The 18,652-nt window shown below is 68.9% G+C and carries 15 protein-coding genes and 1 pseudogene; 9 read left to right on the top strand and 7 right to left on the bottom strand.

What is annotated here, in order from left to right; genetic code table 11:
• Nucleotides 1-98: 98 nt before the first annotated feature.
• Both M2283_RS38650 and M2283_RS38655 read left to right on the top strand, forming a co-directional pair.
• Nucleotides 99-854, top strand: a complete 756-nt coding sequence (locus M2283_RS38650) for a dienelactone hydrolase family protein (RefSeq protein WP_280881191.1) — start codon at nt 99-101, stop codon at nt 852-854.
• A 240-nt stretch (nt 855-1,094) separates the two neighbouring features.
• Entirely contained in the window at nt 1,095-2,294 is a 1,200-nt protein-coding gene (locus tag M2283_RS38655; RefSeq protein ID WP_280881192.1) for a glycoside hydrolase family 64 protein, read from the top strand.
• Nucleotides 2,295-2,380: 86 nt separating this feature from the next.
• Here the strand turns inward: M2283_RS38655 and M2283_RS38660 are convergent, their stop codons facing one another.
• The 3 genes from M2283_RS38660 to M2283_RS38670 all read right to left on the bottom strand — a co-directional run bounded on the left by M2283_RS38660 (nt 2,381) and on the right by M2283_RS38670 (nt 7,458).
• Nucleotides 2,381-4,777, bottom strand: coding sequence for a M4 family metallopeptidase (locus tag M2283_RS38660; protein ID WP_432423182.1), 2,397 nt, complete (start codon nt 4,775-4,777; stop codon nt 2,381-2,383).
• Between the two features lie 228 nt (nt 4,778-5,005).
• Nucleotides 5,006-7,033, bottom strand: coding sequence for a S9 family peptidase (locus tag M2283_RS38665; protein WP_280881193.1), 2,028 nt, complete (start codon nt 7,031-7,033; stop codon nt 5,006-5,008).
• A 68-nt stretch (nt 7,034-7,101) separates the two neighbouring features.
• Nucleotides 7,102-7,458, bottom strand: coding sequence for a MerR family transcriptional regulator (locus tag M2283_RS38670; RefSeq protein ID WP_280881194.1), 357 nt, complete (start codon nt 7,456-7,458; stop codon nt 7,102-7,104).
• Nucleotides 7,459-7,559: 101 nt separating this feature from the next.
• Between M2283_RS38670 and M2283_RS38675 the strand changes: the two genes are divergently transcribed.
• Together M2283_RS38675 and M2283_RS38680 are read left to right on the top strand one after the other, a co-directional pair.
• Nucleotides 7,560-8,360 (top strand): amidohydrolase family protein, encoded by an 801-nt coding sequence (locus M2283_RS38675; RefSeq protein ID WP_280881195.1) that lies wholly within the window; start codon nt 7,560-7,562, stop codon nt 8,358-8,360.
• A gap of 65 nt (nt 8,361-8,425) precedes the next feature.
• Nucleotides 8,426-8,728, top strand: a pseudogene (locus M2283_RS38680) (AAA family ATPase); the annotation flags it as partial.
• Here the strand turns inward: M2283_RS38680 and M2283_RS38685 are convergent.
• The gene (locus M2283_RS38685) at nt 8,689-9,216 is read right to left on the bottom strand and encodes a DJ-1/PfpI family protein (RefSeq protein WP_348538955.1); all 528 of its coding nucleotides are present in this window, start codon (nt 9,214-9,216) and stop codon (nt 8,689-8,691) included. The pseudogene M2283_RS38680 and the gene M2283_RS38685 overlap by 40 nt on opposite strands.
• A 51-nt stretch (nt 9,217-9,267) precedes the next feature.
• Here M2283_RS38685 and M2283_RS38690 point away from each other — a divergent pair, with 51 nt between their 5' ends.
• Both M2283_RS38690 and M2283_RS38695 read left to right on the top strand, forming a co-directional pair.
• The gene (locus M2283_RS38690; RefSeq protein ID WP_280881197.1) at nt 9,268-9,564 is read left to right on the top strand and encodes a putative quinol monooxygenase; all 297 of its coding nucleotides are present in this window, start codon (nt 9,268-9,270) and stop codon (nt 9,562-9,564) included.
• Nucleotides 9,565-9,765: 201 nt separating this feature from the next.
• Nucleotides 9,766-11,118 carry a cytochrome P450 gene (locus tag M2283_RS38695; RefSeq protein ID WP_280881198.1) on the top strand — a complete coding sequence of 451 codons (1,353 nt, stop codon included), beginning with the start codon at nt 9,766-9,768 and terminating at the stop codon, nt 11,116-11,118.
• Nucleotides 11,119-11,467: 349 nt separating this feature from the next.
• Here M2283_RS38695 and M2283_RS38700 read toward each other — a convergent pair whose 3' ends face one another.
• Nucleotides 11,468-12,130 (bottom strand): TetR/AcrR family transcriptional regulator, encoded by a 663-nt coding sequence (locus M2283_RS38700; RefSeq protein ID WP_280881199.1) that lies wholly within the window; start codon nt 12,128-12,130, stop codon nt 11,468-11,470.
• A gap of 78 nt (nt 12,131-12,208) precedes the next feature.
• On the opposite strand from M2283_RS38700, the gene M2283_RS38705 reads away from it, so the two are divergent.
• From M2283_RS38705 to M2283_RS38715, 3 genes are all read left to right on the top strand, one after another.
• Nucleotides 12,209-13,606 carry an MFS transporter gene (locus M2283_RS38705; protein WP_280881200.1) on the top strand — a complete coding sequence of 466 codons (1,398 nt, stop codon included), beginning with the start codon at nt 12,209-12,211 and terminating at the stop codon, nt 13,604-13,606.
• Nucleotides 13,603-14,823, top strand: coding sequence for an FAD-dependent monooxygenase (locus tag M2283_RS38710; protein ID WP_280881201.1), 1,221 nt, complete (start codon nt 13,603-13,605; stop codon nt 14,821-14,823). The genes M2283_RS38705 and M2283_RS38710 overlap by 4 nt, the downstream gene beginning before the upstream one ends.
• A 67-nt stretch (nt 14,824-14,890) precedes the next feature.
• On the top strand, nt 14,891-15,733 hold the full coding sequence (locus tag M2283_RS38715; protein WP_280881202.1) for a class I SAM-dependent methyltransferase: 843 nt from the start codon (nt 14,891-14,893) through the stop codon (nt 15,731-15,733).
• A gap of 23 nt (nt 15,734-15,756) precedes the next feature.
• Here M2283_RS38715 and M2283_RS38720 read toward each other — a convergent pair whose 3' ends face one another.
• Both M2283_RS38720 and M2283_RS38725 read right to left on the bottom strand, forming a co-directional pair.
• Nucleotides 15,757-16,941, bottom strand: a complete 1,185-nt coding sequence (locus tag M2283_RS38720; RefSeq protein ID WP_280881203.1) for a M20 family metallopeptidase — start codon at nt 16,939-16,941, stop codon at nt 15,757-15,759.
• Between the two features lie 57 nt (nt 16,942-16,998).
• The gene (locus M2283_RS38725) at nt 16,999-18,552 is read right to left on the bottom strand and encodes an AbgT family transporter (protein WP_280881204.1); all 1,554 of its coding nucleotides are present in this window, start codon (nt 18,550-18,552) and stop codon (nt 16,999-17,001) included.
• Nucleotides 18,553-18,652 lie beyond the last annotated feature (100 nt).

Here is an 18,652-nt window from a genome sequence, read left to right on the forward strand (position 1 = left end):
CCTCTCAGGCAGGTGGATGGTGCGTGCAACGATGACCGGGACCCGGCCCGTCAGGCCGCCCGGTCGCTCGCCGACGACTGCGCAGAGAGGCAGCCCCCATGACCTCCGTACAGGGATCAGACGTGGACATCCCCACCCAGGACGGCGTCACCGACGCCTATCTGGCCCACCCCGATAACGGCAGTCCCCACCCGGGCGTCCTGTTCTACCAGGACGCCTTCGGCATCCGCCCGCACCTGAAGTCGATGGCCGACCGGCTCGCCGCGGCCGGCTACACGGTGCTCGTTCCGAACGTGTTCTACCGGAACGGCCGTACGCCGGTCTTCGACCTGCCCGAGTTCATCGACCCGTCGGCGCGGCCGGAGATCTTCGAGCAGATCATGCCGGTGGTGCAGACCCTGACGCCCGAGCTCGCCATGCGGGACGCGGACGCCTACCTGCGCTGGCTGGCCGACTCCCCGCTCGTCACCGACGGTCCGGTCGCGCTGACCGGCTACTGCATGGGCGCCCGGCTGGTCCTGTTCACCGCCGGCACCTACCCGGACCGGGTCGCGGCGGCGGCCGGTTTCCACGGCGGACGGCTGGCGACCGACGCGCCGGACAGCCCGCACCTGGTGGCCGAACACATCACCGCCGAGCTGTACTTCGGCCACGCCGACGAGGACCAGTCGCTGCCGCCCGAGCAGCAGCAGCGCCTGGAGGACGCGCTCACCAGGGTGGGCGTACGGCACCGCAGCGAGGTCTACCCCGGCGCGCACCACGGCTACACGCAGGCGGACACCTCCTCGTACAACAAGGAGGGCGACGAGCGGCACTGGGCGGCGCTGCTCGACCTCCTCGACCGCACGTTCTGACCGACACCCTCCGACCCGCACAGTGGCGCCCGCGGTTGCGATCTGCGGGCGCCGACCCGTTTCCGTGAGGCGTCGACCAGGCTCTCGGATGCCCACCGCTCTTTCGACTCGCCCTGCGCGGGCGGGATTTGAATGTGTTCCGGACGTTGACATGCACGCGATCCCAGTGTCACTTTGAGAGCGCTCTCAGAACAGGTACGGACCAATCTCCCCCAGTGACCCCCCACACGGAGGTGGAGCGTGCTCAGAAAGCTCACTCGCCGGATCCTGGCGCCGGCGGTGGCGGCCGCGCTGCTCGGCGCCGTCCTCACGGTCATCACACCGTCGTCCGCGGACGCGGCGGTGCCCGCCACGATCCCCCTGAAGCTCACCAACAACTCCGGCCGCGGTGACGCGGTCTACGTCTACACCCTGGGCACCCTGCTCAGTACGGGGCAGCAGGGCTGGGCGGACGCGAACGGCACCTTCCACGCCTGGCCGGCCGGCGGCAATCCGCCGACGCCGGCGCCGGACGCGTCCATCGCGGGTCCCGCCAACGGGCAGACGAAGACCATCCGGATCCCGAAGTTCTCCGGCCGGATCTACTTCTCCTACGGTCAAAAGCTCGTCTTCAAGCTGACCACGGGCGGTCTGGTGCAGCCCGCCGTCCAGAACCCGACCGATCCGAACCGCAACATCCTGTTCAACTGGTCCGAGTACACGCTCAACGACTCCGGCCTGTGGATCAACAGCACCCAGGTGGACATGTTCTCCGCGCCCTACGCGGTCGGCGTGCAGCGCTCCGACGGGAGCACACTGAACACCGGTCACCTCAAGTCGGGTGGCTACACCGGGTTCTTCAACGCGCTGCGCGGTCAGCCGGGCGGCTGGGCGAACCTGATCCAGACCCGGTCCGACGGCACCGTGCTGCGGGCGCTGTCACCCACCTACGGGCTGGAGACGGGAGCCCTGCCCGCCACGGTGATGAACGACTACATCAACCGCGTATGGCAGAAGTACGCGACGACCAACCTGACCGTCACCCCGTTCACCGATCAGCCGAACACGAAGTACTTCGGCCGGGTGTCGGGCAACGTCATGAACTTCACCAACAGTTCGGGCGCGGTCGTCACCAGCTTCCAGAAGCCGGACGCGGCCAGCATCTTCGGCTGCTACAAGTACCTCGACGCGCCCAACGACCTGGTCCGCGGCCCGATTTCGCGCACGCTGTGCGCGGGCTTCAACCGCTCCACGCTCCTGGTCAACCCCAACCAGCCGGACACCGGCACGGCCAACTTCTACCTGGACTCGGTGACCAACCACTACGCACGCAAGATCCACGCGCAGATGGCGGACGGCAAGGCCTACGCGTTCGCCTTCGACGACGTCGGCAACCAGGAGTCGCTGGTCCACGACGGGAACCCGCAGCAGGCGTACCTGACGCTGGATCCCTTCAACTAGACGGTTCCGGGCGAGAGTTACGACCCGACGGCCGAGGCCTCACCCCGCACTGCGCGGGGTGAGGCCTCACGTCGTGCTGATGTCGGTCAGCTGGTGGTCACCGCGGTGTCGTCGATGACGAAGCTGGTCTGGAGCGAGGAGTCCTCGACGCCGGAGAACTTCAGGGCGACCGTGGTCCCCGCGAAGGCCGACAGGCTGAAGGACTTCTGGACGTAGCCGGAGGCCGCGTTCAGGTTGGAGTAGGTGGCCAGGGTGGTGGACCCCGCGGTGACCGTCAGCTTGTCGTACTGGGTGCTGGTGGTGGTCTCCGCGGTGTCGACGTGAAGGTAGAAGGTGAAGGTGGTGCCGGTGCAGCCGCTGGGGATGGTCACCGACTGGGACAGCGTGTCCGTGTGGGTGGATCCGTAGCCGTCCAGCCAGGCCTTGTAGGAACCGGTGCGGGCGGCCTCACCGCTGTCATTGGTGACGACTCCGCTGGTGGCGGTCCAGGTGGTGTTGCCGGACTCGAAGCCCTGGTTGCCGAGGAGCTGGGTCGAGGTGCAGCTTCCGCCACCGCTGGAGCTCACGGTCCAGGTGAAGGCGGCGGTACCGGTGGCCCCGGTGCTGTCGGTCACCGTGACGGTGGTGCTGTAGGTGCCGGCCGTCGTCGGGGTGCCGGCGATGGCGCCCGTCGAGCTGCTGATGGACAGGCCGGTGGGCAGTCCGGTCGCGGCGTACGTCAGGGTGCCGCTGTTGGTGCTGCTGGCCGAGACCTGCAGGCTGACCGCGGTGCCGACGGTGGAGGACTGGCTGCCCGGGTTGGTGACCGTGACGCCGGTGGTCGGCACGGTGATGTGGCTGCCGACGTTGATGCCGGCGAAGGCGTTGCCCACTCCGGCGTACTGGGCGGAGCTGGTGCCGTACAGCGCCCCGGCGGCGTTGAGCGCGGCGGTGCGGGCGGCGGCGTAGTTGGTGCTGGACGTCATGTACGTCGTCAGCGCCTTGTACCAGATCTGCAGGGCGGCGGCCCGGCCGATGCCGGCTACGGCGACGCCGTCGGAGGTCGGGCTGTTGTAGGTGACGCCGTTGATGGTCTTGGTGCCGCTGCCCTCGGAGAGCAGGTAGAACATGTGGTTCGCGGGACCGGACGAGTAGTGCACGTCGAGGTTGCCGACGCCTGAGTACCAACTGTCGGCGGAGCCCCCGTCCTTGTCGGGCTCGTCCATGTAACGCAGCGGCGTGCCGTCGCCGTTGATGTTGATCTTCTCGCCGATGAGGTAGTCACCGACGTCGGTGGAGTTGTTGGCGTAGAACTCGACGCCGGTGCCGAAGATGTCGGAGGTCGCCTCGTTCAACCCGCCCGACTCACCGGTGTAGTTGAGCCCGGCGGTGTTGGAGGTGACGCCGTGGCTCATCTCGTGTCCGGCCACGTCCAGCGAGGTGAGCGCGTGGGTGCTGCTCGTGCCGTCGCCGTAGGTCATGCAGAAGCAGCTGTCGTCCCAGAAGGCGTTGACGTAGGCCGTGCTGTAGTGGACGCGCGAGTAGGCGGCGACACCGTCGTTCTTGATGCCGCTGCGGCCGAAGGTGTTCTTGTAGAAGTCCCAGGTCGTCTGGGCGCCGAAGGCGGCGTCCGCGCCGGCGGTCTGGGTGTTGGAGCCGGCTCCGGTGCCCCAGACGTCGTCGGCGTCCGTCATCAGGGTGCCGGTGCCCGAGGTGCCGTTGTTGAGGCTGTACGTCTTGTGGCCGCCGCGCGTGGTGTCGTACAGCTGGTACGTCGAACCCGACAGCGTGGTGTTCAGCGTGACCGTGCCGCTGTACTGGGTGTTGCCGGTACCGGTCTTGATGCCCTGGTAGCGGTAGAGCTCGGCGCCGCTGGTGGCGTCGGTGACGACGTGCAGCTGGCTGGGTGTGCCGTCGTCCTGCAGACCGCCGACCACCGTCTCCCAGGCGAGCTTCGGGGTGCCGCTGCCCGCCCAGATGACCTTGCGGGCGCTGTCGGCGGTGGGCTTCTCGGCGGCGAGGGACTTCGCCGCCTTGAGGGCCTTGGTCTGCGCGGACGCCTTGGTGAAGGTCGCGGCGGTGGAGGCGACCTTCACGCTGCGCTTGCTGTTGAACGTCGTGCTCACCGTGCCGGTGGCCTCGGCGGCCGGCGGGGTGTGCACGATCAGGTCGCCGCCAAGGACGGGCAGGCCGGCGTAGGTGCGCTCGTAGCGGGTGTGGAGGGTGCCGTCGTTGTCCTTGACGACGTCCTTGACGACCAGCTTCTCCTGGGCGCCGAGGCCGATCGTGCGGGCCGTCGCCGTGGTCTTCTGCGCCGCGCTCTTGATCAGCGCGGTGTGCTGGGCGGGGGTGAGCTTGGCCTCCAGCCCGCCGGTGCGCACGGGGCTGGGGTGGGGGGCAGCGGGCTTCGCGTTCGCCGGAACCGACTGGATGCCGACGGCGAGGAAGGCTGCGGTGGAGACCAGGGCTCCTACCGCCATCCGCTTGCGGGCGATGCGTCTCACTCGTTCTCCTACTGCGGTGGCCGCGTGGGGCGGCCGGACAGACCGGTCAGCCGGGTGTGCTGACCGGGACGAGCCGAGCTGTGCGGGGCCGAGACTGCGTGAAGAGAACGTGGGGGGTACGTGCCGCAGTTGGGGGGAGGATGACAGGCTTGACCTAGGCATGTCAGCAAGGCCGGGGACAATCGAGGGTTATCCCTCTGCGCCGGACGGACACAGAGGGACGACCCCTCATCCGCCCAAGTGCCGTTGCAAAAACCGAACCTGACGGCTCATCAATTCTTCTGTGACCGAACTCCCGACAGGCTGATGACCGACCCCCGGCAGCAGAAACACCTCATGCGGGCGCCCTGCCTCCCGAAGCGCGTCGGACAGACGCACCGTGTTGAGCGGCGGCACGTTGCGATCGTCGAGTCCGTGCATCAGCAGCAACGGCCGTGCGAGGCGCGGTGCGTCCCGCACGAGCGAGCAGGCTTCGTACCGCTCCGGAAACCGGTCGGGGTGGCCAAGACTCCGCTCACGCCAGTGGGCGTTGTACAGCCGCTGGTCGGTGACACCCGCACCGGCCACGGCGGCGTGGAAGACGTCCGGGCGACGCAGGACGGCGGCGGTAGCCAGGGACCCGCCGAAGGACCAGCCCCGGATGCCGACGCGCCCGAGATCCAGCTCGGGATGCAGCCGGGCGGCTTCCCGCAGCGCGGTGACCTGGTCGTCGATCGCCGCCCCGAACAGGTCCCCGTGGACCTCACGCTCCCACTCCGGCCCACGGCCCGGAGTCCCCCGCCCATCGGCGGCAAGCACCGCGAAACCGTGTTCGGCGAACCACTGCGACACCAGCACCCGCCAGTCCAACTCCGCGGTGACCCGCTGCGCGGCCGCACCCCCGTACGGATCGGCGAGGACGGGCAGTTGACCGCTCCCCGGCCGGTACCAGGACGGCAGATGGAGCCGGGCGCGCAGCCCGCGCGGGCCCAGGACGAGACGGCTGAGGTGCACGTCGAGTACGGGCTGCTCGGCGTACGAGGCAATCGCGACGACCGGCTGCCCGCTCCGCCGCACGTGGGTTCGCCCACCGGGTCGGTCCGCGCCGCGGGCGACCTGGACGAGGGTGCCGCCACGGAACAGGCCGGAATGGAAGGCGGGACCCGAGCTCAACTGACGAATGCCGGCCGCGGGTTGGCAGCTGTAGAGGTGCGTCTCGGTGGGCTCGTCAGATTCGGACGCGGCGAACAGCACCTCGTCGGCGTCGACGCCGAGCACGGACCGGAGTTGGAGCCCGGGTGGCGTGACGGGGACGCCGTCGACGGTGAGGTGGCGAGTGCCGTCCAGGTCGGTGTGAGCGAGGAGGGTGCCGGAGTCGGTGCGGACGGGGAGTCCGGGGACGAGGTGCACCCAGCGGTCGTCGCGCTGTTCGTGGCGGACCGTCGTACTCCCGTCGCCGGGGTCGATCGCGAGGAAGCGGACGGTGCGTTGGTCACGGGACTGCACGACGGCGTAGGGCCCGTGCCCGTCCCAGCCGGCCCCGACGACGTACTCGAATGACTTTCGGTCCCAACTGGCCTGTGTCAGCGGGCTGTTGAGATCGGCGATCCAGAGCGTGACGTCGGCATTGGGCGTACCGACGGCCGCGAAACGCCGTCCGGGCGTCGGTGTCTCGGAGTCGAGTGCGGGCCAGGGGTGGACGCGGCCGGAGTCCGTTCGGGCGATGAGGAGTTGGGTGCCGCCGGGGGACCACCAATGGCCGAGCGGGCCGTTGGATGCGGTGGCGGCCGCGTGTACGGCGGTCCCGAACTCGACGTCGGGGACGTCGGATTCGGCGACGGCTCGATCCCCGGTGCCGTCGGCGTTCATCAGACGCAGGGCGCCACCGGTGACGTACGCGATCCGGCGCCCTGCGGGATCGGGACGCGGGTCGGACACCGGGCCTGATGCCGGCAGGCGCCACGGCCGCCCGTCGGCGACGCGCACCGCCCACAGCTCCCCCGCCAGGACGAAGGCGACCAGATCACCGCTTCGGCTCGTGGCGTATACCCCGATGCCGACCGACTCCCGACCGCGCAAAGCCACTGGGTCCGCCACCGCTCGCTCCGCCCCGGAGCCGAGGTCCAGCGTCCAGAGACAGGCGATCGGATCGTCTCCGGCGCGGGAGCGGAGGAACAGGGCGGTGTTGCCGTCGGGCGTGAGGGTGAGGTGGGCGGGGACGCCGTGGGTGAAGCGGTCGGTGCGGATGAGTTGTTCGAGGAGAGGGGAGATCGCCACGTGCGGCACCTTCCACCCGGCATCAGAATTAAACGTACGTTCGAATATGCTTGCTTGAGGCGACGCGGCTAGAGCCGCTCAGTCGCAGCTCGCGCGATCGTGTCCCGCAACACTTCGCGGGCCGCGTCCAGTTCAGCGGCCCGCCGATCGAGCGCATGCAGCTCGTCCCGAAGCGCGTCGAGCACTCCCGGGCAGGCCCGCACGGCGGCCGTGCCTGAAGTGCAGGGCAGGACCTGGCGGATGACGCGGGTGAGCAGCCCGGCGGCGAGAAGGGAACGGATGCGCAGTACGGCGGTGGTGTCGGAATCGGTGTACAGGCGATAGCCGTTGGGCAGCCGCTCGGGCCTCAGCAGCCCTACTCGCTCGTAGTAGCGCAGGAGCCGTTCGCTGGTCCCGGTCCGCTCGGCCAGCTCCCCGATCAGCATCGGCCCGCCCCTCTCGCTTGACCTTCCAACGGTGTCAGAGATCAACACTGCTCACGGCCGCCGGCATTCCGTCGGGGGCCGTACCACTCCGGAAGGCAGACATGATCATCGATGCCCACAGCCACGTCCACGACCCCCTCCACGTGCACCTGTCCGCGCTGGACGACGCGGGTGTGGACCGCTCCGTCCTCTTTCCCACCCGCCCGCACCCGGAGCGGGCGACGGATCTGGCCTCCCTGCGCCGCGAGATGAGCGTGCTCGACCATGCCCTGGGTGGCGGGGGCACCGCCGGTACGCGCGGGGACGACGGCCGTGCCGCGGCGTGGCGGGAGCTGGACGAGGCCCTGGCCGCTCACCCCGACCGGTTCCTGGGCTTCGGCTCCGTCCGGTTGGACCGCCCCGCTGCCGAGATCGCGGCCGCCGTGGACCGGGACGTGGTCGCTCGCGGACTGCACGGCATAGGTGAGCTGACTCCCCCGCCGGACCGGGCGGACCTGGTCGAGCCGGTTCTCCAGGCGGCGCACGACCACGGCGGGCTGCCCGTGGTCGTCCACGGCTTCGCCCCCACGACCGCGGCGGACGTACGCACGCTCGTCGGCCTGGCGGTCCGCTACCCGCGAGTCCCCTTGGTGATCGGCCAACTGGCCGGAACCAACTGGATGGAAGCGATCGAACTGGCCCGGACCTCGCCGAACGTCTATCTGGAGCTCTCCACGGCCGGCCTGATCTTCGCGGTCCGACTCGCGATCCGCGAACTCCCCTCCCGCACCCTCTTCGGCTCGGACGCCCCCTACGGCGACCCCGTCGTAGCCCGCACCACGGTGGAACGGGTCACTCAGCCAGGGGAGGTCCGGGAACGGGTGCTGGGCGGGAACCTCGCGGAGCTGCTCCACCTGTCCTGACCGGCGACCGATGCCCGTCTGCCGATGCCCACAGGTAAAGTGCCGAGGTCGGAAGGGAGATGTACATGCACCGGAATGGGTCTCCACTGCCGGGTCCGACGGCACAGCTGATCGGGCGCGACGACGACCTCGTACTGATTCAGAGGTTCGTCGACGAGGCCACGCTCTCCGGCGGGGCACTGCTGTTGTCCGGGGACGCCGGAGTCGGCAAGACGGTGTTGCTTGACGCGGCGGCCGAGCAGGCTCACGGTGCGGGCGCGCGGATGGTGCGTGCTGCCGGTGTGGAGTTCGAGAGCACCATCAGTTTCGCGGGGCTCCATCAGGTTCTTCAGCCGCTGTTGGCCGGCATCGAGGGGAAGCGGCTGCGGAACACCGGTGACAGCCACCAGGTCGTCGTGGCGCGCAGGCCGTCCAGCACACCCGCCTCGGCCAGCAGGAAGGTACCGGCGCAGGCCGACGCGATGGTCGTACCGCGGGCACGGGTTTCCGCGATGAGGTCGCGCACGGCGCGGGACGCGTCGCCGCCGACATGGTCGAGCAGGGCCGCGGGATCGCTCCCCGCGAGTGCCGGGACGACCAGGAGGTCCGCCGTCCGCGCGTGCTCCAGTGGCTCGGGCGCCACGAGGAATCCCGCCCCGGTCCGTACCTGCGGTTCGGGGCCGACCAGTGTCACCTTCCACGTGGGCGACGACTCGTGGATCTGTCCGCCCAGTGCGTTGGCGTTGTCCAGCACATCGAGGATGGCCGCGAGCCCTGAGTCGAACACTCCGTCGTAGACGACGACCGCTACCTGTTTGGCGGGAACACTATCCACCGTGTCGTTTCTGCCGCTGATGTGATCACTGACCGCCGCCATAGGTTCGTCGTGCGCCGGGAAACCGGCGGTCCCTACGCGAGGAGCGGTCACATGAAGGTCGGTCTGCTGGTACGCATCGAGGCCAAGCCGGAATACGCCGATGAGGTGGAGGCCATGCTGCGCGGGGCGCAGGAGTTGGCCGAGCAGGAGCAGGGCACGGTGACCTGGTTCGCGTTCCGCGAGAACGCCACCACCTTCGGGGTGTTCGACACCTTCGAGGACGAACAGGGACGCCAGGCACACCTGGCGGGCCGGATCGCCGCGGCACTCGGGGAGGCCGCGCGGACGAAGCTCAGCGCGGCGCCGGTGATCGCCCCGGTCGACCTGCTGGGAGTCAAGGCCTCCTGAACCGACGCGGACGCCCGGCCCGCCCGGGCGTCCGCGGTCGCCGAGAACAGCAGCAGTAACTGAGAGCATCAGTTACCCAGTTAGGAGGTTGTGGGGAATCATCGGCGATCCCTTTTGCATCCATACGCTCCCCCGAGCGCCCCTCCCCGCACGGACCGCGTCGGCAAGCCTTGAGGATCGGTCTCCGATCGGAGAGTAGTCATGACAACGGCCGTTTCCGTCGGCTCGGCGCCGGGAGGGCTTCCCCTCCTCGGCCACCTTCTCCCGCTGATGCGCGATCCTCTGCGGTTCCTCACGTCACTGCCCGCTCATGGCGACCTGGTCTACATCCGTATCGGCCCTCTCAAGGCCCTCGCGGTGTGCGACCCCGGCCTGACTCGCCAAGTCCTCGTCGACGACCGGACTTTCGACAAGGGCGGACCGCAGATCGAACAGGCCAGGGAAGCGCTGGGCAACGGTCTCCCCCTCTGCCCGCATGCCGAACATCGTCGCCAACGGCGGCTGGTCCAGCCGGCGTTCCGCGCCGCCCGACTTCCCGCGTACGCGCGCGTGATGACCCGCGTGACAGCGGCCGTCACCGGCTCCTGGCACGACGGACAGACCTTTGACGTCTACGTGGAGATGCAGAGGATCGCTGCCCAGAGCTTCGTGGCGACGGTGTTCGCCGACACCCTGTCCGCCTCCGCCCTCGCCGAGATGCTGGAGGATTTCGGCGTCATCACGGAGGGCATCTTCAGGCGCATGATCACGCCACCGTGGCTGAACGGGCTCCCCACCCCCGGCAACCGCCGGTACCACCAGGCGCGTTCTCGTCTGCGCGAGACGATGGCCCGAGTCATCGCGGATCGCCGCTCAGGCGGCACCGGCGACGACGACCTGTTGTCGGTCTTCCTGGACAGTCCCGCCTCCGCTGAGGGCGACAGGGACCAGGGCCTGTCCGATGCCGAGATCATCGACCAGTTGATGGACTTCTTCTTCGCCGGGATCGAGACCACCGCCGCCGTCCTGGCATGGTCGCTGCATCTGTTGACGCGCCATCCCCGTATCGAGGAGCGGTTGCACGCCGAGGTCGACAGTGTTCTCGCCGGCGCCGCGGCGACTTTCGACGATGTGCCCAGGCTGGAGTACACGCGCCGGGTCATCAACGAGACGCTGCGGCTGTACCCGCCGGGCTGGCTCATCAGCCGTACCACCACCGCCGACACCCGACTCGGCGGGCATTTCCTGCGCGCCGGTACGGCCATCATCTACAGCCCCTATCTGCTCCACCACCGCGCCGACCAGTACGACGATCCCGAGCGTTTCGACCCCGAGCGCTGGAGCAGTCCTCAGCGCCTCAACCCCTCGGACGGTTCCTTCATCCCGTTCGGTGGCGGGGCCCGTAAGTGCATCGGCGACCAGTTCGGCATCACGGAAGCCGTCATCATCCTGGCCACGGTTGCCGCCCAGTGGCGCCTGGAACCGTTGCCGGGCAGCCGAGTTCGCCCCTCCCTGGCGCTCACCCTGAGTCCACAGCGGCTGCACATGCGCGTCACGCCCCGAACCCGCGTGTGACGGCTTTGGAGTACCACGGTCACACCGCAATGCGCTCCCACGTGGGGAAAGGCCGTCGTCATCGGCGGAGGGTACGCGGGCCTCGTCACGGCGCGAGTCCTGGCCGACTATTTCTCCAAGTAACCGGATGGGCGTGGAGCATTCAGACGTTCACTCGGGATGAACTGCAGCGGTGCCTACGCGGCAAAGTGCTCGCGCTGCCTGAAGTGACGCTCATTCCCTGCGCGCGCCGCAACAGGCACTTCTTTGAGGTGTCCGTCCGGGACGCACAGGTGTGGTCTCGCTTCGCGCGGGTCGCCCTGTTCCGTCGCACCCGGCCATCTGGCTGACAACTCACGCCTTACCAGGCCTACTTGGCCTGGTACGCCCGCAGAAACGTCCGCACTCCCTCGACGATGAGCGGCCGGACGCGGGCGTCCTCCGCGGCATTCGCCGAACCGAACCTGTTGAGCGCGACGTTGAAGGTCAGCGCGATGAACTGGTCGGCCGCGAGCAGGGCGTCGGGGACGTCGAGCAACCCGGCCTCGGCGAAAGCGGCGAACCGCTCGGCGAGTGCCTCCTCAGGTGCGTCGGCCATGGAGTTCTCGCCCCCGTCCGGCACGTGGTGGGACTGCGCCCGGACCAACCGTTGCAGCGTGACGTACTCCGACGAGCCGAGCATGTCGGTCGCGATACGCATCGAGAACGCGACCAGAACGTCCTCCAGGTCGGCGGCCTCGGTGGGGTCGGTCAGGGTGTCGTCGAGAATGCGCCGGATCGTGCTGATCAGTGACTGGCCGACGCCGTCGACGACCGCTTGCAGCAGCGTCTGCTTGTCGCCGAAGTAGTCGTAGACGGTCCGCTTGGACACCTCGGCCCGGGCGGCGACCGCGTCGACGCTGGTCCGGTCGAAACCGTCGGCGAGGAACAGTTCCCGGGCCGCGGCGAGGATGGCGGTCCGCTTCGGCGTGGACCCCTCGCGCAGTGTCTTCGCGGTCGGCTTCTTCGGGCTCGGCGTCTTCGTGGTCGGCATGGCCATACTCTAACCTGACTACACTGTACGGTGTAGTGTAATTTCGATTGCTCGCCCGCCAACGAAGGAAGGACGTTCATGACCACAACCCTGGCCGCTCCCCAGGTCCGCGTCGGGAAGGCCGCCGTCTGGGCGCTCGGGATGCTGGCAGCCGCGACCGGGACCCTGGAGTCGGTGGTGACACCGACGCTCCCGCTGTTGCAGCGCGAACTGTCCATGAGCCCCGCCCAAGGGGCGTTACTCAGCATCACGATGCTCATCACCGGCGCCCTCGTCACGCCGGTCGCGGGCAACCTCGGTGACCGCTACGGCGGGAAACGGGTCATGCTCCGGCTGATGACGGTGGTCGCGACCGGTGGTCTGGTGTCCTCGCTGGCACCGAACCTGCCGGTGCTGCTGCTCGGTCAGGTACTCGAGGGCGCGATGGTCGGCGCGATGCCCCTCTCGTTCATCCTCGTACGCAAGCACCTCCCGACCGGAGAGTCCCAGGTGGCCATCGGGGTGGTCAGCGGGCTGTTCGTGGGCGGCGGCATGCTGGGGACGCTGATCGCCGGGCCCGTCGCGGAAGGCCTGTCCCGGCACTGGATGTTCGCGATACCGACGATCGCGATCGTCGTGGCGACCGTGCTGGTCCACAGGCTGATGCCGAACGATCCGCCGGCCCGGTCGGACGCCAGGATCGACTGGCCCGGCCTGGCCCTGCTGAGCGGCGTTCTGCTGACGCTCATGTTCGTGCTCGCGCTGGCGCCCAGCGCCGGCAGCCAACCGCTCGTACTCCTCGCCCTCCTCGTACTGCTGGCCCTCCTCGTGACCGGATGGACCGTCGTCGAGCGCCGGTCACCCTCGCCGATGGTCGATCTGAACCTGCTGGCCAAGCCCGCGATATGGAGCTCGTACGTCATCACTTTCGCCGTCTGCGTAGGCACCTCGGTGGCGATGTATCTCGTGCCGCAACTGCTCGCGGTGTCCGCCGACGGATACGGCTTCGGGGCCAGCTCCACCGACATCGGGCGGTACCTGTTACCCGGCGCCGTCACGGCGGCGATCAGCGGGCCGCTCGGAGGGATCGCGGCGCGGCGTTTCGGCTCAAGCGCCGTGGTCGCAACGGGAATCGGCGTCATGACGGCCACGTTGGTCGCCCTCGCGTTCCTGCACGGCGAGGTCTGGCACCTCATCGTCGCCAAGGCGCTGATCGCCCTGGCCAGTGGTGTCTGCATCACGGCGATGGTCGTCAAGACCGCCACCTCGGTCGATCACGGCAACACCGGCACCGCCACCAGCCTGGTCCTGGTGACCCGCGTGATCGGCTTCGCCGCGGGCGCACAGGTCAGCGGCGCCTTCCTCACCGCCGGGACCCAACCCGGGATGGACGACCCGGCCGAATCGGCCTTCGTCACCGGCTTCGTCATCGCCGGCGCCGTCACGGCGCTGTCCCTGCTTGTCGTCCGCACCCTGAACAAAGGAGTCAAGACTTGACCCGTACCGATCAGTTGACGCATACCCCTACCACGCCGAGGCGCAAGGTCCTGATCTCGGGGGCCAGCATCGCGGGTCCCGCCCTCGCGTTCTGGCTGAACCGCCACGGATACGCCGTCACGGTGGTGGAGAAGGCGGCCTCACTGCGCAGCGGTGGTTACCCCATCGACGTGCGCGGCGCCGCACTGGAGGTCGTCCGGAGGATGGGGATCCTGCCCCGACTCCAGGACCTGCACGTCGACTTGCGCCGTATCACCTTTCTCGACGGAGACGGCGGCAAGGTGGCCTCGGTCGACCCGAATGCCGTCGCCGGCAGTGTCGCGGGACAGGACATCGAGGTGCCCCGCGGGGAGCTGACCGACGCTCTTTACGCGGCGGTCCGTGACGACGTGGAGTTCGTGTTCAACGACTCCATCGACACCCTCGACCAGTCGGACCACGGGGTCGATGTCACCTTCCGCGGGGGCGGCAGCCGTACGTTCGACATGGTGTTCGGCGCGGACGGTCTGCACTCGCGTACCCGGGAGTTCCTGTTCGGCCCCGAAGAGCAGTTCCACCGCTACCTCGGTTACTGCTTCGCCGGGTTCACCATGCGCAACACCTTCGGTCTCTCCAACGAGGTCACGATGTGGAACACCCCGGGCAGGGCCGCGGCTCTCTACGCCGTGGGGGACAGCGACGAAGTGCACGCCTTCCTCAACTTCGCCCGCCCGGAAGCGCCCTTCGGCGCGTTCCGTGACCCAGAGGCCCAACGGGACCTGGTCACCGGGATCTTCGCCGACGCGGGGTGGGAAGTCCCGGGCATGATCACCGCCATGCGCGACGCGGACGATCTGTTCTTCGACGTGGTCAGCCAGATCCGCTTGCCTCGTTGGTCCAGCGGCAGGGTCGCGCTGGTGGGAGACGCCGCGTACGCACCGTCGTTCCTCACCGGACAGGGCTCCAGCCTCGCGCTCGTCGGCGCGTACATGCTCGCCGCTTCCCTGGCCGACCGGGACGCCGCCGAGGGCTTCGCGGCCTACGAACGCGACACCCGTGAGTTCGTGACCCTGAACCAGGACCAGATCGGCGAGGGCGACGCCGCACTCTTCCCCACCACGGCTCGGGCCCTGGAGCAGCGCAACGACATGCTGCGTAATCTCAGCAACATGCCGGCCACGGAGGGACGACCGGCCCACTCGGCGCTCACCCTGCCCGAGTTCATGCCCGTGCATTGAGATGACCTGCAAGTGGAATGATCGGTAGCCGGGCAATTGCGGATCTCTGTGAGAGCGGTGGACGTACGTGGTGGCCGGTTGGGAATGGGATGACACGCTGTTCGCGGGTACCGCCGCCTACTACCGGCGCGGGCGGCTTCCCTATGCGCCCGGGCTGGCGGACGTACTCGCCGAGGTTCTGGAGCTCGCCGGGCGAGGGCGCCTCATCGACGTGGGATGCGGACCGGGAGTCGTCGCGCTGAGTCTGGCGCACTTGTTCGGCGAGATCGTCGGCCTGGACCCGGACCGGGAGATGATCGCCGAAGCCGGTCGTGAGGCCGTCGAGAGAGGAGTGGCCGAGAAGGCTCGGTGGGTGCGGGCGCGGGCCGAGGAACTGCCCGCCGATCTCGGCACGTTCACGGTGGCCGCCTTCGCCCAGTCCTTCCACTGGATGGATCGCGACCTGGTGGCGGCGACCGTCAGGGGCATGCTCCGGCCCGGCGGGGCGCTGGTGCACATCTCGGACCTCAAGTCGGAGACCCGGACGGTCGACGGGCTGCCGTATCCGGCGGAGCCCTGCGCCGCGATCGATGAACTGATCAGGCACTACCTCGGACCGGTCCGAAGAGCCGGCCGAGGCGTGCTGCCGCGGGGAACACCCGGCGGTGAGGCCGCCGTGTTCGCCCGGGCGGGATACTCCGGTCCGGAGCGTCATGTCGTCCCGGGCGGCCAGGCGTTGGAGCGCACATGTGACGACCTCGTCGCGGGGGTGTTCTCGATGTCGTACTCGGCCCCGCATCTGTTCGGCTCACGCCGTGACGAGTTTGAGGCGGATCTGCGTCAGTTGCTGCGGGAGGTCTCCCCCGCGGGCCGGTTCTCCGAACGCCAGCCGAGCACCGAGGTGTTCGTCTGGTGGAAGGACCCGCGATGAACCGGCGCTTCTGACATCACGGCTCAGCCCCGCAGCGGCTGCACCAGTCGTCCCAACATCCCCGCGACCAGCGCGGTCTGGGCAGGCACGGTGTCCGGGTAGATGAACTCCCCCTGGGCATGGGCGCCGTCGCCGACCGCGCCCATGCCGCACAGCACGGGCAGCCCGAGGGCGGCGACGAAGTTGGCGTCGCTGGCGCCGCCGACGGCGGTGTCGCGCAGGGGGTCGCGGCCCTGTTCGCGGGCGACCGCGCGGGCGAGGTCGAGCAGGGGCACGGACGCGGCGTTGAGGGTCATCGGCGGTCGGTTCCAGGCGTGGTCGATCTCGATGCGGACGCGCGGGTCGCTGACCTCGATGGCCTCGAACTCCTCGTCGACACGGTCCTGTTCGGCCTCGCTGCTGACCCGGATGTCGACGCCGGCGGTGGCCTGCCCGGCGACGACGTTGATGGCGGAACCGCCCTTGAAGAGCCCGGTGTTGATCGTGGTCCCCTTCTCGGGGGCGGCGACCTTCGCGGCGGCGACCACGAACTCGGACAGCGCGGTGATCGCACTCGCCCCGTCCTGCGGCGCGAGCCCGGCGTGCGCCTCCACGCCGGTCGCCGTGACCTGGAAGATCCCGGTGCCCTTGCGGGCGGTCTTGACCGCGCCATGAGCGCTCGGCTCCAACACCAGCGTGACGTCGACCTTCTGCGCGACCTCCTCGATCACCGGCCGCGAGGACAACGAGCCGATCTCTTCGTCGCCGTTGAAGACGAAGGTGACGGTGGGCAGCGGCGCCCCGCTCTCCCGGGCCAGCTTCAGGGCCCAAATCCCTTGCGCCAGACCGGTCTTCATGTCGAAGATGCCCGGTCCGCCGAGCTTCTCGCGACCGTCGTCCGACGGCCCCGGCTGCTCCCATCCGGCGAGGGTGCCGGTCGGCCATACGGTGTCGTAGTGGCCCACGAGCGCGACGTGCCCGGCGCCGGTTCCGGCGTAGGTCAGGGTGAGCGTGTCGCCGCATTCGCCGCCGGGGTGGCGCTGTTCGTGGTCGGGTCGGCCGAGCCGCTGCACGGTCAGCTCACGCAGCAGGTCCAGGCCGGTGGCGAGGCCGGGAAGGTCGTAGCTGCCGGTCTCCTGGCGGACGAGGGTCAGGATGTCGTCGACGATCTGCGACGAGACGTCCTGGGCGCGGGCGGTGAGGGTGGCGGCTGCGGGTGATGCGGTCATGATCTGCTTTCTCGTACGAAGGCGTGGAGGGGTGGGCTCTGTTGTCGGAGTGCGGCTTCAGCTGACGCCGAAGGGGATGCCCAGCAGGTACCAGGCCACGAAGAACGCGACCCAGACGACCCAGACGACGGCGGCGATCGGGATCGTGAACGAGGCCAGCGTGCCGATGCCGGCGGACTTCTTGTGTTGCTGGATGAAGCCCAGCGCCATCGCGAAGTACGGGCTCATCGGGGTGACGCAGTTGGTGACCGAGTCGGCGACGCGGTAGATGGCCTGGGTGGTCTCGGGCTCGATGCCGATGAGCATCAGCATGGGCACGAGGATGGGCGCGGCCAGGGCCCACAGGGCGGAGCCGCTGGTGATGACGAGGTTCATGAAGGTGATCAGTACGGCGATGCCGACCAGCACGGTCCAGCCGCCCAGGTGCATGTCCTTGAGGGTCTCCGCGCCCTCGATGGCGATGACGTTCCCGATGTTCGTCCACTTGAAGTAGGCGAGGAACTGCGAGATCGCGAAGAAGAGAACCAGGATCGGGGCGTAGGTGCGCGTGCCCTCGACCAGCGCGTCGACGATGTCACGAGGGGCACGGAAGGTCCCGGCCATCCGGCCGTAGACCCAGCCGAGGAGCGTGAAGAACAGGAAGAGGACCAGCGACATGCCCGTGATCAACGGGGACTCGACGATGGAGCCGCCCGCGCCTCGCAACGGTGAGGACACCGGGATGAGAGCCACCGCCAGGACCACGACGAAGCCGACCGCGACCAGTCCCGTCATCCGCAGCGCGCGGCGCTGCACCTCGGTGACCTCGATCGTCTTCAGTTCGTCGGCGCTCAGCGCGGTGATCGGCTCGTCCGGGTCCAGGTCCGAGCGCTTGGCGATGACCTTGTCGACGACGAGCGTGATCACCAGGGCCACCAGGACCGACGAGGCGAGCGCGAAGAAGTAGTTGGCCACCGGGGTGACGACGTAGTCCGCGTCGATGGTGTGGGCCGCGGCCGTGGAGATCGACGACAGGAGCACGTCGGTCGTGGTGATCGCCGGGGAGGCGTCGTAGCCGGCGGAGATGGAGACGTAGGCGACGATGCAGCCGAGCACCGGGCTGCGGCCGGCGGCGCGGTAGATGAGGGCGCCGAGCGGGATGAGGGTGACGTACGCGGCGTCGCCGGCGACGTGGGCGACCATCGCGGTCATCGACAGCGCGAAGGTGAGGTACTTGCCCGGTACGCGTGCGACCATGCGGCGCAGCATCGTCGTGAACAGCCCGCTCGCCTCGGCGACGGCGATGCCGAAGCCCACGATGAGGATCGTGGCCAGCGGCGGGAAGGTCGCGAAGTTGTCGACGGCCCCCTCGATCATCGTCGTCAGGCCGGCCTTGCTGAGCAGGCTCTGCACCTTGATGGCCTCGTGCGTCCCGGGGTGCACGGTGCTGACACCGGCCGCCGTCATCACCGCGCTGAGGACGATCACGACCCCCGCGAGGATCCAGAACAGCCAGAACGGGTTGGGGAGTTTGTTGCCGACCTTCTCGATCGCCGCGAAGCTCCGGAACGCGATGCGGAGGGCTCTCGACTGTGGCTCGGTCGGCTGAGGCTGAGCGGAGGTGACACTCATCGGTACCTCTTCGTGCATTGGGGGGATGTTCCTGCGAACAATGGCATCCGAGTGAGAGATTCTCTATATCTTAGATGTAACAGTGGGATTAAACGGCACC

The organism is Streptomyces pseudovenezuelae, assembly GCF_029892565.1.
Lineage (GTDB): Bacteria > Actinomycetota > Actinomycetes > Streptomycetales > Streptomycetaceae > Streptomyces > Streptomyces pseudovenezuelae_A.